This window comes from Litchfieldella qijiaojingensis (genome assembly GCF_014651875.1).
Taxonomy (GTDB): Bacteria; Pseudomonadota; Gammaproteobacteria; order Pseudomonadales; family Halomonadaceae; genus Litchfieldella; species Litchfieldella qijiaojingensis.
Genome location: NZ_BMXS01000027.1, coordinates 1 through 14,790 on the forward strand (window position 1 = coordinate 1; position 14,790 = coordinate 14,790).

Sequence of the window (14,790 nt, forward strand, 5' to 3'; positions counted from 1 at the left end):
GGCAGATCAAATATCGCTGGCTGCCTCTGACCGCCTATCGAGACTTCGCCACGCTATGCAGCGAGGTTATCAAAGTGCTCAGTAACTACGGAAGTGAGTACAGGATTACTTTTGATTAAGCACTTAGATATTAAGCATACCTCGGCAGCCTATCCCCAATAAACACGCGCGCTGCATTTGCCGGAAGGACCGCTCTGGGTCGTCTCCAGACATTCATGTCAACCCTCACCAATAGCAAGAGACATATTTGTGAAACGCTCGTGCCTCGAAATTATTACCAAAATTCGTTTCTCAAAGTAAACCGCGACATGCGTTGTCTGCCAATGGCGGCTTTCCACCGTATGAGCGAGTCTGGCACGCTATAGGCGATGCCCTTTGGTATCCGTACTCACCAAGGATCACGCCATGGATCGTATTGATGCCCTCCGCATCTTCGTGCGCGTCGCCGAAATGCGTAGTTTCACCAAGGCCGCGGTTTGCCTGCAGATGCCACGCTCCACCGTCTCGACGGCCATCCGTGAACTGGAAGCCCGGTTGGGGACGAGACTGCTGAACCGTACGACGCGCCATGTCACCCTGACGCATGATGGTGAAGCTTTCTATGACAGATCCTTGCGATTGCTGACAGAGCTGGAGGAACTCGAGGGATTGTTCCAGGACGATGACTCCCAGCTCAGTGGCAAGTTACGTGTGGAAGCGCCCGGCCGCATTGCAAGGCTCATCATCGTGCCGGCCCTCCCCGATTTCTTCTCCCGCTATCCCGGCATCGAACTCGAGATCGGTGCCAGCGATCGCCCCGTCAACCTGGTGGAAGGAGGAGTCGACTGCGCCATTAGGGTGGGAGAGCTCAGCGAGTCGAGCCTGATTGCTCGCTCCCTCGGTCTCCTGCCCGTCGTCAACTGCGCCAGCCCCGGCTATCTGGCCCGTCATGGTGTCCCGGAGAGCATCGCTGACCTGCACCACCACCTGGCCATCCACTATGCCTCCCCTTTCGGCAGCGTTGCTGAAGATTGGGAATATAGGGAAGGGGGCAAGGTGCGAACCCTGCCAATGCAGGGAAGAGTCACCGTGGACAGTGCGGAGAGTTACATCGCCTGCTGCCTGGCAGGACTCGGCCTGATACAGGTACCGGCCTATGATGTCCAGCATCATCTACGGGAGGGGAGCCTGATCGAGGTGCTGGCAGACAAGCAGGCTACCCCCATGCCGCTTACGATCCTCTACCCCCATCGACACCATCGCTCACGCCTGCTTCACGTCTTCATCTCCTGGGTCGAGGTTTTGTTCAGCAAGGAAATTTGCGGGCTCTCGTCTCAGCACGCCAAGCAGCAACCCTAAACTTCCGCTTCCGGTCGGCTGGACAGCTTCATCCCCCTCATTGTTCGTGTTTTCTGAACAGTGCTGTCAGAGAGCGACCGATTATCCTTGAGTTCACACCCTCCATACTCCCTCAAGGCGTGCGCCGGACTACCGCATGCACGGGTCACCACGCCCGATGCACTGGATCCAGTGACTAGCCGATCACACAACAGGGGGAATCACCATGACTGCACACACACTTGAGGGAAAAGTGGTGGTTGTCGGTGCCGGGGCGAAGAACCTCGGCGGTCTCATCAGCCGCAAGATGGGAGAAGCCGGCGCCAAGGTTGTCGTTCACTACCATGGCAACGCTACCCAGGCCGATGCAGAGGCCACGGTTCAAGCGATCAAGGACGTCGGGAGTGATGCCTTTACCATTCAGGGAGACCTGACCAAACCTGCCAATGTCACGGCCCTGTTCGAGGAGGCCAAGAGCCGCTTCGGCGGTGTCGACATCGCCGTCAATACGGTGGGCAAAGTCTTGCGCAAGCCGATCGTGGAGACCACTGAGGAAGAGTACGACTCAATGTTCGACATCAATGCCAAGGCAGCGTACTTCTTCATCAAGGAGGCCGGTCGAACCCTCAACGATAATGGCAAGATCATCACCATCGTCACTTCCCTATTGGCCGCCTTCACCGATGGCTACTCCACCTATGCCGGTGGCAAGTCTCCGGTCGAGCACTTCACCCGCGCCGCCGCGAAGGAGTTCGGAGCCCGTGGCATCTCCGTGACCGCTATAGGTCCAGGCCCCATGGACACCCCGTTCTTCTATGGCCAGGAGACGCCCGAGCGCGTCGAGTTCCACAAGTCGCAGGCCATGAATGGCGATCTGACCAAAATCGAGGATATCGAGCCCATCGTGCGCTTCCTCGCCACCGACGGCTGGTGGATCACCGGTCAGACAATCTTCGCTAACGGCGGCTACACCACACGCTGAGGGCTGCTCAGCCTCCGGGGCGGATAGCTTCCGCCCTTTCTGAACAGGCAACAGGATTCCTGCATACACTGAGGGGATGTTTACAAATGTGACGAGCGAATTACCACGAAAACAAGGACTCACGACCATGCGTACGCTTATCTTCATCGTTATCGGCCTGGCCATTCTGGGCGCGGTCCTGGTCGTCAGCCGCCCCAGGTGGCGCGCACACGTGGCCTTGGGCTTCATCGCTGTATGGCTGACAGTCAGTGCCGTCAACCTCGGCATGGGACTAGCCGCGGGCTACGCGTTGGCCGAGGAGCTGCTGGTGCACCTGTTCCTGTTCGGCGTTCCTGCACTGGCAGCCGTATGGGCATGGAGGAAGTATCGAGCCTTACGTTCCTGAAGAAGACCTACTGAACCTGAAGCTCTTTCTACGGGACTCCACATGCTGTTCTACGCTGGCACCGATGCAGAGAAATGGAGGTCCTGATGTCCCGTATTCTGCTACCACCGCGTAGTCGACACCAATTGCCGGAACACGAAGCAGCCAAGCCCACCTGGCTCGAGCTCTTCTATGACCTCGTCTTCGTCGCCGTCTTCATCCAGGTCGGCGATATGTTGAGCCACGACATCAGCGCTTACGGTTTCCTCAGGGTCCTGGTGCTGTTCGCCCCATTGTGGTGGGTGTGGGCCAACATCGCCTGGTACATGAACCGTTTCGATGTCGACGACGTCCCCCACCGCCTGCTGCTCCTGGTGCAAATATTCTTCATCTCATGGATGGGCCTGAGCGTGCCGGATGCGTTCGGAGAACACAGCACGCAGTTCGTACTGTGCTATATCGGTTTCCGCATCACCATGATCGCCATGTACGCACGTTCGTTACACCACGCCCCGGAACAGCGTGAACTGTTGATTCGGCACATTACCCATTTCCATCTGCCCGGCGCAGTGTTATGGGCGCTGTCACTCCTGCTATCCCCGGAGATCCGGCCGGTGGTCTGGGTGATCACCTTCCTGTGGGAAGCCTATAGCGCGCTGGCACCGCGCTTTCTCGAACTCATGAAAGCCTTTCCGGTACATATTCATCATCTGGTAGAGCGCTTCGGTACCTTGATCATCCTGGTGCTGGGCGAGACGTTCATCAAGAGCATCACCGTCACCNCACCGTCACCCCGGCCCCTGCGCTGTCCCTGGATGCCGCACTGTTTTCCGCACCAGCCATCATCACTTTCTTTGGTCTGTGGTGGCTTTATTTCACCGCTATCGACGGAGAAAACGCAGCCGAGGAAACGGTATGCGAGGACAATCCGGTCCCCTGGATATTCGCACACCTCCCGCTAGGTCTGGTACTCATCACCTCGGCAGTGGCCAAGAGCAAACTCTTTCAGTCGGTATTGAGCGGCCATATGAATCCTATTTACGCCACGCTATATCTCGCTTCTCTGGCATTGTTCTTCGTACTACTGTGCGTGGTCGCCGGAGATCGCCAGCGCAGTTCATTATTGGCACGATTTGGGGCTGCCGCTGCATTCGCACTCTTGATTCCCGTGGTTCTGATCTGGTCTCTCCCCCCCACCCTGGTGGCTCTCTCCGCCACTGTCATTGTGGGTGCCCTTGTAGCGCGCGATGTGATCCGGCATCCACTCAAGGAGATGTCATGAAGTGCGATATGGGCCCGGCGCGCTCAAGTCAATGCGCGGGATAAGACGGCCCTTTTAAAGTCCCGTCGATCAAGGCTTGAAATGATCTTCGCCGCTGTTGCGAATGTCCGGAAAGGAGGGCTGAAACGATATTCAACGTCGCCTCTCGCTCGACAGCGCACCGCCATCGGCATCATCGGCGGGAGAAAATAGCGCTATTCTGAAATCAACCGAGCGACTAGCAACCTCACCGGGGTGACGACGATGCGTCGCAGGAAAGGGCTCGACACGGCGGCCGCTGCCGCGGCCATCGTGCTGGGCCTGGTCATACTGCCGGCCAACGGCGATAGAAACGTGCTCGAGCTTTTCGTCGGGCAATGGGACGTATACGTCGACACCCTGCGCCCGGAGCCCTCGACGAGCCGGTACAGCGAAACCTATACCTGGGTTCTGGATGGACAGTTCATACGCGGCGAGACCGGGCGTAAGGACGATGGCTCGCAGGACATCATCTTCGGCACCTACGATGCACAGGCTGACGGCTACCCTTTCTGGATCTTCTCGTCCACTGGCTCTTACCTCTATCTGCCCCCGGGCAAATGGAATGCCCGTCAGCGCGTCATGGAGTGGGAGAATCCAGCGGGATGGGATATCAATTATCGTAGCCGCTGCCATTTCCCGAACCGTGACACCCGCACCTGCACGCTTCTCATAAAGGACTGGAAGGGCAAGGTGCTGCTCGAAAGTGAATGGCGTGCCGAGCGTCATGGCAATTGATCCGCGCTCGCTGTCCTCCAGGTCATCACGGTTCCCGCCATGATCGAGGAACTCACATCGCAGGTCGTGATGGCCACGATGCTGTTGATCCTCGTCGTGGCGCCGGCTCTGACGTTGGTACTTTCCCTGTTGTTGCTGTGGCGCTATCGCAAGGCCGTCCATCGCGCGATGAAACGGGCCAGCGGATATGCACCGGTAGATACCCCAGAACGGTTAACCAACCGCATCGGCGAGACGCGTCCGTTCCCCCTCGCCCAGGACGCCGGGCACAGCGATGCCACCCTATTGAGCTGCGCCATCCGACGCCCCTGGCTCAACGCCACACGCTACGTGGCAGCAGGGCTGGCGTTTGCGCTGGTGTTCGCGAGTACGGCACAGATAGTGTTCCCCTCCGGGCTCGGGCTCCCTGGATTCCTGATCGCCCTGTGGCTCTATCTATGGCCGGTGTTCCTCGCACTGCCGCTGATCGTGCCGTTGAAGAAACGCCATTGGGTTGCAGGCTTTCTGGCCTACGTCGTCATGTATGCCCTGTTGAGCGCCTGGGCCAGCACGATCCATAACATCCCGGCGTATCATGTCGGGGAAATCGTGGTGCCGTCCCGCTCCAACGTCACGCCGGAGACCATGGCCAGGTTGTGGCTGATCGTCAACGCCGCACCGACCGTGTTGATGCTGCTGTGCCTCAATCGCTGGATCCGAGCAGTCGTGCCGCTGGTCCTCGCGCTGGTCACGGCTGCGGTCGTTGGCCTGCTGGCCACGTACCTGGCAGTGTTTTCACCACGTGGAGCGGACACGGCGATTGCCCTGGCCATCATGCTGGACGTGCCGATCTACTGGCTCCTTAGAGCGATTGCACTGTTGTCGCTACTCGTTTTCGTGTGGTTGGGGTGGGGGCTGATACGCTGGATCGCGCATCGCTACCAACATGGCCGGGTCAGCGACCAGTCACTGCTGCTGGATGCTCTCTGGCTGCTGTTCGCGAGCACCTACAGTCTGTGGCTGGTGGGTGGCGGCCTGCTGTGGCTGGCGAGCGCGCCGCTGGCCTTCGTCGCTTACAAGCTGACCTGGTACGTGGCGGCAGGCTTCACGCAAGACCGGACGCTCCACCCCGTGGGCCTGACCTTTCTGCGCGTATTCTCCCTGGGGCGACGTACCGAAACACTGCTGGAAAAGGTGGCCCAGCCCTGGCGATATGTCGGCGGCATCCAGCTGATCACCGGCCCTGACCTGGCGCGCAGCACCGTGCAACCGCATCAGTTCCTCGACTTCCTTGCCGGCAAGCTGCACCAACAGTTCGTCAGCGACCACGCATCGCTGGAGCGTGCTATTGCCGCACGTGACACCGCGCCGGATCCGGACGGGCGCTTTCGCATCAACAACTTCTTCTGCCATGCGGATTCGTGGCAGGCGGTCTTGCCCCGGCTGGTCGAGGAAGGGGACCTGGTCCTGATGGACCTGCGCAATTTCTCGGCTGATAACGCCGGCTGCGTGCACGAGATTCGCCACCTGGTCGCCGAGGTGCCCTACTCACGCTGCGTGCTGCTGGTGGACGAGACCACCAATGCGTCGTTTCTCGACGAGACACTGCATCATGCCTTGGCCGGGTTATCGAAGGAGTCGCCGAACCATGGCGTGCCGGTGACGGCGTGGCGCAGGTTCCACCTCGCTCCGAACCCGGATGCCACTGATGCCTTGATTCGCCAACTCTGCTTGTCCGCCAGCTGCTAGGGCCGATTCTGGCCTATAATCGCGGCTACAGCCGCTCCCACAGGGAGGTGTGGCTGAATTCGAGCATAGCGACATGATCATCGCGGCCACGGCCGCTCCTACACTTATCCTGCCATTTGGCCAGTAGGATCGATTCCGGCCTATAAATCGCGGCTACAGCCGCTCCAACAGGGGGTGCCTGAATTCGAGCATAGCGACATGATCATCGCGGCCACGGCTGCTCCTACACTTATCCTGCCATTTGGCCAGCAGGGTCGACTCCGTCCTGCCCATCGCGGATACATCCGCTCCAATATTGGCTCATGTGTCAGAAACCGTATTCCTTGAGCTGCTGTGACGTCATGGGCCTGCCAAGGTAGTAACCCTGCGCCTTGTTTACCCCCAGCTTGCGCAGCATGGCTAGTTCAGCCTCTGTTTCCACACCTTCGGCGATGATCTTGGTATCGGTCGCTTCTGCAAATGCGATCAAACCAGCCGCAAGCGCTCGACGCCGATGATCGGTATCGATGTTTCGTGTAATGCTCATATCGAGCTTAATGATGTCAGGAGATAGAGAGAGGATATGACGAAAGCTTGCATATCCTGCACCGACATCGTCCACCGCGAGCCGTATTCCTTGATCTCGTAACGGCTTTAAAGCTTCCACAATATCTTCATAGCGTTCGATGATGGAATGTTCTGTCAGCTCGATTATTATCCTCTCCGCCGGCCACTCTTCCAAAACACTTTTTATATCACCATCAAGAAGTAATTTTGGCGACATATTCACCGAGAGATAACAGTCGGTCGGCAGACGCTCGATCAGTGGCAGTGCCAGTTTGATGGTCTTTATTTCAAGCGGAGCATCCAGACCGACTTGACTGGCCTCGTTAAACCAGACATCCGGAGTACGGGTAGGCGTCATCGAAAATCGAGCTAACGACTCGAATCCAACGACAGCGCCTTTCGCCACATTGTAGATTGGCTGATAGACCATTGAAATGGAATCGCTGGAGAGAACAGAGTTGATACGTGCTGTAACCTCACTTCTTTTCTGTCTTTTCTTGATATCCCTCTCGAGCTGATCGGCTGCGATCACGGAAAATGCGCGCATCATGCCAAGATCGCGCTCATTTAGTGAGACGTTGGGTTCGAAGCTGAAGCAGCAAAGTGTCCCGTAAACGCTACCATCGCTCAGCTTGATGGGAACGCTTAGATGAGCTCCAACAGGCACGGCCGCCGTGGCGGGTATCTCTTTCGCTTCGTTATTCAGATTCGCATCGGGAATAAGCTCTGGCAATCGACCATCGATAACCCGCTGACAATAGGTATCTTCAAGTGGGTTTCCCCCACCCTCTTGAATGGGTTGATCAGGATATGGCGAATCCACATAGCGGAAGATCCTTTGTCCATTCGTGAACTCGGATATGAATGCCACATCCATTTCCATGTGCTCGCGAATCACGGATAGCATTCGCTTCAGAATACGATCTGGGGAGTGCGCATCCGATATCATGATCTCGGCAGCGACACCACTAATAGGGTCCCTTGATTTGGGCTCCATCAACCCCTCCTTTTAAATGACGCATCCTTTCTGACCGCTCTCACATCCTCCATATAAAATATGCGTTTTCCATTACAAACTTACTTTTCTGTTTCTTGACAGTGACCACGATATGCTAGATATCGTTCACATCATCGGAAAACTGAAGCGTTTACTCACCAACCGCTATGGCTTTATCCTGAGAAAACATCTTCTGCCTCGTCTTCCAACACGGGGCCTATTACCACCGGTGCCCCAACTGCCGTTTTCATTATCACTCGTCCTGAAACCGTGGGGATATGCGGCTCGGGCTGGTCGAGTTTCTCTACGCGCTCGGAGCCAAGGGCGAAGACGATTCGGCCGATGCCGCTCCAGGCGATAGCGCCGGCGCACATGGCGCAGGGTTCGGCGCTGGAGAAGAGCGTCATTTTATCGAGCTCTTCAGGTGAGTAGTGCTTGGAAGCGGCGCGGACAACTTCGATCTCCGCATGCACGGTGACGTCCTGGTTGGTGACCGTGGCATTGCCAGCTTCCAGCAGCACCTTTCCATTCTGATCGACCAGGCAGGCACCGAAAGGCGTGTCGCCGCGCTGCTTGGCGGCCCTAGCGATGTCGAAACAGGTACGCAGGTGCTGAATGTCGGTTTCGGTCAGTTGGGTCATGGCAATGGAGTCGATGCTTGGATTCACAATGCGTTGGAATTTCCCTCCGCCCACGCTACCGCCGGGACGATGCCGCGTGAGCTTCGCCATCCTGGCCGTATGGAGCGCCATTCGTCTCCTTGTAGAGACGCCGGCGTACCAAGAAGAAACACCCTCTTACCTGAGCTTACTCAAGAATGCTTAGGAATGCGCAGTCGAAGCGTGAGAAAAAAGTCGTAGCGGGCTGAGGCGGAAAGGTTGCCTGTTTACTATCGGCGGGGAAGTGGCAAGGTTGGGGGCGATGAAGCCGAAGCTCAGGCCAGCCTCCAACCATTGCCGGCCCTGGAGGCAGGCCTGGCGCAGCGCCCACTCACTTCCACCTTTTGGCAACACCATACTTACGCTACAGATACATCGATTGACATTTTAGCTTGCTAAGGAAACTATCGACTTGAACAAGTAGCAGCTTTAGCAAAGAGTCGTAATTTGGATAACGGCTACGTGGGGGCATGAAAAAGCCCGGAGCCAGGAACACTAGGCCGGAGAGGCAATCCATGTGCAGTATCAGCCGGCCTGGCGGCCGGATCGCGGCCACGGCCGCTCCTACGCAGGCTGGGGTGCGTGATTCAAGGTCGGTGGCGTTTTCATCGCGGCTGAAGCCGCTCCAACAAAGAGCCGGGCAATTCGCCCAGCCATGTAAAGGTCAGTCGCAAGGCGCACTCTTGCAGGCTTCTGCACTTTAGCGTCAACACTTTTCCGAACAGCGTTTCCCCTTTGCTCGTATGACATTGTCATACCTGTGTGAGAGCCTGTACTCAGGCATATACGTCCTATTCCACAAGGAGCTGCCATGATCGATCTTTGGACCTGGACTACCCCCAATGGCCGCAAGGTTTCCATCATGCTCGAGGAGCTGGGCCTGCCCTATCGGGTGCATGCCGTCGATATCACCAACAAGGAGCAGTTCGCGCCGGAGTTCCTCAAGATCAGCCCCAACAACAAGATTCCGGCGATGGTGGACAACGAGACCGGCATGACGCTGATGGAGTCCGGCGCCATGATGATCTACCTGGCGGAGAAGACCGGTCGGTTCCTGCCCACGGATTCGGAGGGCCGCTACCGTACCCTGGAATGGTTGATGTGGCAGATGGGTGGCATCGGCCCGTTTCTTGGCCAGGCGCACCATTTCCTGAAGTTCAACCCCGGCAAGGCGCCATATGCCGAGGAGCGCTTCTTCGCCGAGGCTCAACGCTTGTATGGCGTGCTCGACAAGCGCCTGGAGGAGCGAGAGTATATCGTCGATGACTATACGATTGCCGACATGGCGACCTGGCCGTGGATCTCGCGCTACGAGTGGCAGCGAATCGATCTCGATGATTACCCCAACGTGAAGCGCTGGTATGTGGAGATCGCCGAACGTCCCGCCGTTCAGCGCGGCTACCATGTGCCGAAGAAGGTCAATGAGATTCCCGTGCCCAGTTCATAGCCAAGGGCCGGTCGGCTGGCCTGACGTCGTGACAGCCTCCATCGCGCAATGAATTGCGCTCCCACAACAGCACCGTACCATCCTCGGCAGTGGTGGGAGCGCAGCTCTGCTGCGCGATCCGGCCGTCAGGCCGGCGGCCTGACGTCGCACCGGCCCCATCGCGCAATGAATTGCGCTCCCACAACAGCACCGTGCCATCCTCGGCAGTGGTGGGAGCGCAGCTCTGCTGAGCGATCCGGCCGTCAGGCCGGCGGCCTGACGTCGCACCGGCCCCATGGCGCACTGAAGTGCGTTCCCACGAAACCATGGGACCTTGTTGCAATCAGTCGCAGGGCACGACCTTGCGAGAGGTGTCCTTGGCCCAGAGGATCTGGCCGTCGGGGGTCTTGCCGTGTTCGTTCCAGGTTTCACGGACTTCGACACAGTAGGAACCGAGATTTTCGACCTGGACTTCGGGGTTGGCGGGGCGCTCGTTGCCGATACGCATGATGTCGGGGTTGTCGGTGGCGTACTTCGGGGCAATGGCGCTGCTGGCGCAGCCTGCGAGTAAAGCGGCTGCCGTGAGGGGCAGCAGGAAACGGAATGCCATGGTGTCATTCATCCTCTAAGAACAAACGTTGTTCAACCATGCATGACCGTCGGCGGCGATGAGCGAACCCGGTACTGTACGTCAATCCAATCGACCTGCGCCCGAGTCCGAACGGGATCCTACCTTAGTCGCAGCGGGAAGGCTACCCGCCCCTGATCGAGCCCAAAGCCAGCGGATGCAGTCGCGCCTCAACAGGGATACAATCGAGGGCTGATTTTCATGGGGAATTCCAGAGCCGATATGTCGAATACCGAAAGCGCTACGCGCAAGATCCTGGTCACCAGTGCCCTGCCCTACGCCAACGGCTCGATCCACCTGGGCCATCTGCTGGAGTATATCCAGACCGATATCTGGGTGCGCTTCCAGAAGAGCCGTGGCAACGAATGCCACTACGTGTGTGCCGACGATGCCCATGGCACCGCCATCATGCTGCGTGCCGAGATGGAAGGCATTACCTCGGAAGAGTTGATCGAGCGGGTCAGCAAGGAGCACCAGAGCGATTTCGCGCGCTTCGGCGTGGCCTTCGACAACTATCACTCCACGCACTCGGAGGAGAACCGGGTTCATAGCGAGCGGATCTATACCGCGCTGCGCGACGCCGGCCATATCGCCACCCGTGACATCGAGCAGATGTACGACCCGGTCAAGGGGCTGTTCCTGGCCGACCGCTTTATCAAGGGCACCTGCCCCAAGTGCAAGACCGACGACCAGTACGGCGACAACTGCGAGGCCTGCGGGGCCACCTACACTCCGGCCGAGCTGATCGACCCGGTGTCGGCGATCTCCGGTGCCACCCCGGAGGTGAGAAGCTCCACCCACTACTTCTTCAAGCTGCCCAACTTCGAGGACTTCCTGAAGCGTTGGACGCGCGCCGGCCACGTGCAGTCGCAGATCGCCAACAAGCTGCAGGAATGGTTCGAGTCGGGCCTGAACGAGTGGGACATTTCCCGGGACGCGCCCTACTTCGGGTTCGAGATTCCCGATGCCCCGGGCAAGTTCTTCTACGTATGGCTGGATGCGCCGATCGGTTACCTGGCCAGTTTCCAGAACCTTTGCGACCGTGAAGGGATCGACTTCGACAGCTTCTGGAAGCCGAACTCGGAAGCCGAGGTCTATCACTTCATCGGCAAGGACATCGTCTACTTCCACGCGCTGTTCTGGCCGGCCATGCTGGAAGGCGCCGGCCTGCGCACGCCGACCGGCATCAACTGCCACGGCTTCGTGACGGTCAACGGCGCCAAGATGTCCAAGTCCCGCGGCACCTTCATCAAGGCCGAGACCTACGCCGAGTACTTGAATCCGGAGTATCTGCGCTATTACTTCGCCGCCAAGCTGACCGCCGGGGTCGACGACCTCGACCTCAATCTGGAGGACTTTGCCAGCCGCGTGAATTCCGACCTGGTGGGCAAGGTGGTCAATATCGCCAGTCGCTGCGCCGGCTTCGTCAAGAAACTGGGCGATGGCCGGCTTTCCAGCCACTGCGCGGAGCCCGAGTTGGTCGCTCGTTTCATCGCCGCCGGCGACGAGATCGCCAAGGATTACGAAAGCCGCGAGTTCGGCCGTGCGATGCGCAAGATCATGGAACTGGCCGACGAGGCCAACACCTATATCGCCGAGAAGGAACCCTGGGTGCTGGCCAAGCAGGAAGGCCGCGAACAGGAGGTGCTGGACATCTGCTCGGTGGGCATCAACCTGTTCCGCCAGTTGATGGTTTACCTGGCCCCGGTGGTCCCCAAGATGGCCGGCGACGCCAAGGCCTTCATGCAGCTCGATTCGCTGGCCTGGCATAGCCGCCATGACGTGCTGCTGAACCACGAGATCGCCAAGTTCAAGCCACTGATGACCCGCGTCGAGCGTGACAAGATCGACGCCATGATCGAGGCTTCCAAGGAAGACTTGGCGGAGGAACAGAAGATGAAAGATGCGGCCAAGGGCCCGCTGAGCGAGGACCCCATTGCCGAAGAGATCTCGTTCGACGACTTCGCCAAGGTCGACCTGCGCATCGCGCGTATCGCCAAGGCGGAATACGTCGAGGGTGCCGATAAGCTGCTCAAGCTGACCCTCGACCTGGGCGGCGAGACGCGCACCGTGTTCGCCGGCATCCGTTCAGCCTACGCCCCGGAAGCCCTGGAGGGCCACCTGACGGTGATGGTCGCCAACCTGGCACCGCGCAAGATGCGCTTTGGCGTGTCAGAAGGCATGGTATTGGCTGCCGGCGACAAGTCAGGTGGCATCTACCTATTGGAGCCGCACTCCGGTGCGGAACCGGGCCAGCGCGTGACCTGATGCCCATCCACGACCCAGGGCGCGGCGCATGCCGCGCCCTGGGTCGTTTCAAGCCATTTCCGCTTGCTTCATACCACGCTTTCCTAAAGTCTCACGTCATCTCGCCGATAGCCCTACTCGTCCCACAAATTCATTGGATACCGTGGTGGGAGTTATCCTATGGCAAAGGCACGATGACGGCAGCAATCTCTTCCCTGCGCAATCGATTCCTGTTGGCGCTTTGCGGGGTATTGTGTCTGGCACTGCTGGCACTGGTGCTGATTGCCCGTTACCAGATCACCCCTATCCTGCTGGAAAACGAAGACCAGTACGCCAGCGCGGAACTCGACCGTGCCGAACGTGCGCTTGCGAGTGAGTTCGACCATATGCGGCGCCTGGTCGAGGACTGGGCATGGTGGGACGACTCCTACGAGTTCGTGCAGGGCCAACGACCTGAATACGTCGACTCCAATCTCTACGACGAATCGCTCGAGACCCTCGACCTGCAGTTGATGGCATTCTTCACCATCGACAACGAGCCCTACTGGATCTCGGGATTCGACGACGATGGCGATTTTACCTCGTGCAGAGGCGAAGGAGACGAGTGCAACTGGGCGAACGACATCATTGCCCTGATCCAAGGCAAGATCGACCACAGCGACGAAGACACCCACACCTGGCTGATGACCTACCCCCTACTCGCCATGGTCGGCATGTCGCCCATCTACATGAGCCAGGACGAGGTTCCACCGGAGGGCTGGCTGGTCATGGTTAAACCACTCTCGGAAGCGTGGCTCATGGGACTGCGTGAAACCTCCGGCATCGATCTGTCCCTCAACATATTGGAAGACGACGCTGCATCGCACGCCGATACCCTCGAGCGACTTTCGCTCAGCCAGATGAAGGCAAGCCGCATTCTCGATGCCATTCCACCCAGTCATGTCCTACGACTCGAAGCGCTCCTGCCACGCCAACGTTACCAGGCCAGCCAGGAGACCTTTCGTTTCGCGCTGTACTGGACCAGTGGCGTGCTGATCGTGACGCTGATCGTGGTGCTGTTCTTACTCGAGCGAATGGTGCTGGGCCCCTTGCGCCAGTTCGCCCACTTCACGCAGCAGCTCCAGCACCACGACGACAATCGTGTCACCCCCGGGGGCCTGCTCTCTCGCCGCGACGAGATCGGCACCCTGATGCGCGAATTCCAGCACCTGCGGGAACACCAGCAGCATCAGCAGGACCTGCTGCTGGAGCTGTCGCAGCACGACCACCTGACCGGCCTGGCCAATCGGCGCCTGTTCGACGAACGCCTCGGCCAGGCGCTCAACGAGGCACGCTGGAAACGTGCCAGCGTGGCCACGCTGATGGTCGATGTCGACCATTTCAAGGCCTACAACGACCACTATGGGCATCAGGCTGGCGACGAGTGCCTGGTAAAGTTGGCCACTTGCATGAACCAATGCTTCAGCGCCCACGACCAGTTGGTGGCCAGGACCGGAGGTGAGGAGTTCAGTATCCTGCTGCCGGGGATGTCGCTGTACGCCGCCACCGAACGTGCAGAAAGGCTGCGCGCCGCCATCGAACGCTTGGCACTGCCGCATGCGATGTCCCCCGTAGCCAAGACGGTGACCGTCAGCATCGGGGTGGAGGCCTGTTCCCCCGGGCGAACTGGAGGTTCCGCGACCCCCTCGGTGCTGATGCGCGCAACGGACGAAGTGCTGTATGCCGCTAAGCAGTCCGGCCGCAATCGCGTTTGCAATCGCGAGACCGACTCCCAACACTAGGATCAGAGCAGCGGCGGTATTCGTAGGCCCGCCTGGCAGCGTATAATAACGGGCCGATTCATCCGACAATGGCGCGC

General features: G+C 58.8%; 13 protein-coding genes. 10 read left to right on the top strand and 3 right to left on the bottom strand.

The genetic code is table 11. The annotated features are described in order from the left end of the window. Positions 1-405: 405 nt before the first annotated feature. The 7 genes from IE093_RS19125 (at position 406) to IE093_RS19150 (ending at position 6,429) form a co-directional block, all read left to right on the top strand. Entirely contained in the window at positions 406-1,338 is a 933-nt protein-coding gene (locus tag IE093_RS19125; protein ID WP_189472020.1) for a LysR family transcriptional regulator, read from the top strand. A 205-nt stretch (positions 1,339-1,543) separates the two neighbouring features. Continuing rightward, positions 1,544-2,299 (top strand): SDR family oxidoreductase, encoded by a 756-nt coding sequence (locus IE093_RS19130; RefSeq protein ID WP_189472022.1) that lies wholly within the window; start codon positions 1,544-1,546, stop codon positions 2,297-2,299. 127 nt (positions 2,300-2,426) lie between these two features. Further along, positions 2,427-2,684: a hypothetical protein gene (locus IE093_RS19135; RefSeq protein WP_189472024.1), complete on the top strand. Its 258-nt coding sequence runs from the start codon at positions 2,427-2,429 to the stop codon at positions 2,682-2,684. A gap of 86 nt (positions 2,685-2,770) precedes the next feature. Beyond that, positions 2,771-3,625, top strand: coding sequence for a low temperature requirement protein A (locus IE093_RS22690; protein ID WP_189472025.1), 855 nt, complete (start codon positions 2,771-2,773; stop codon positions 3,623-3,625). Then, positions 3,523-3,945: a low temperature requirement protein A gene (locus tag IE093_RS22945; RefSeq protein ID WP_422731001.1), complete on the top strand. Its 423-nt coding sequence runs from the start codon at positions 3,523-3,525 to the stop codon at positions 3,943-3,945. The genes IE093_RS22690 and IE093_RS22945 overlap by 103 nt, the downstream gene beginning before the upstream one ends. A 243-nt stretch (positions 3,946-4,188) precedes the next feature. Beyond that, the gene (locus IE093_RS19145; protein ID WP_189472028.1) at positions 4,189-4,701 is read left to right on the top strand and encodes a DUF1579 family protein; all 513 of its coding nucleotides are present in this window, start codon (positions 4,189-4,191) and stop codon (positions 4,699-4,701) included. A gap of 39 nt (positions 4,702-4,740) precedes the next feature. Beyond that, the gene (locus IE093_RS19150; RefSeq protein WP_189472030.1) at positions 4,741-6,429 is read left to right on the top strand and encodes a hypothetical protein; all 1,689 of its coding nucleotides are present in this window, start codon (positions 4,741-4,743) and stop codon (positions 6,427-6,429) included. Between the two features lie 307 nt (positions 6,430-6,736). On the opposite strand, the gene IE093_RS19155 is transcribed toward IE093_RS19150, so the two are convergent. Together IE093_RS19155 and IE093_RS19160 are read right to left on the bottom strand one after the other, a co-directional pair. After that, entirely contained in the window at positions 6,737-7,972 is a 1,236-nt protein-coding gene (locus IE093_RS19155; RefSeq protein WP_189472032.1) for a sensor domain-containing phosphodiesterase, read from the bottom strand. Positions 7,973-8,145: 173 nt separating this feature from the next. After that, complete coding sequence (locus tag IE093_RS19160) at positions 8,146-8,724, bottom strand: nucleoside deaminase (protein WP_189472034.1); 579 nt, start codon at positions 8,722-8,724, stop codon at positions 8,146-8,148. Between the two features lie 718 nt (positions 8,725-9,442). On the opposite strand from IE093_RS19160, the gene IE093_RS19165 reads away from it, so the two are divergent. Next, positions 9,443-10,078 carry a glutathione S-transferase family protein gene (locus IE093_RS19165; RefSeq protein ID WP_189472036.1) on the top strand — a complete coding sequence of 212 codons (636 nt, stop codon included), beginning with the start codon at positions 9,443-9,445 and terminating at the stop codon, positions 10,076-10,078. A gap of 322 nt (positions 10,079-10,400) precedes the next feature. On the opposite strand, the gene IE093_RS19170 is transcribed toward IE093_RS19165, so the two are convergent. Further along, positions 10,401-10,667 carry a hypothetical protein gene (locus IE093_RS19170; RefSeq protein ID WP_189472037.1) on the bottom strand — a complete coding sequence of 89 codons (267 nt, stop codon included), beginning with the start codon at positions 10,665-10,667 and terminating at the stop codon, positions 10,401-10,403. Between the two features lie 240 nt (positions 10,668-10,907). Between IE093_RS19170 and metG the strand changes: the two genes are divergently transcribed. Both metG and IE093_RS19180 read left to right on the top strand, forming a co-directional pair. Then, positions 10,908-12,953 (top strand): methionine--tRNA ligase, encoded by a 2,046-nt coding sequence (gene metG, locus IE093_RS19175; protein ID WP_189472039.1) that lies wholly within the window; start codon positions 10,908-10,910, stop codon positions 12,951-12,953. Positions 12,954-13,126: 173 nt separating this feature from the next. Further along, on the top strand, positions 13,127-14,713 hold the full coding sequence (locus IE093_RS19180) for a sensor domain-containing diguanylate cyclase (protein ID WP_189472041.1): 1,587 nt from the start codon (positions 13,127-13,129) through the stop codon (positions 14,711-14,713). Positions 14,714-14,790 lie beyond the last annotated feature (77 nt).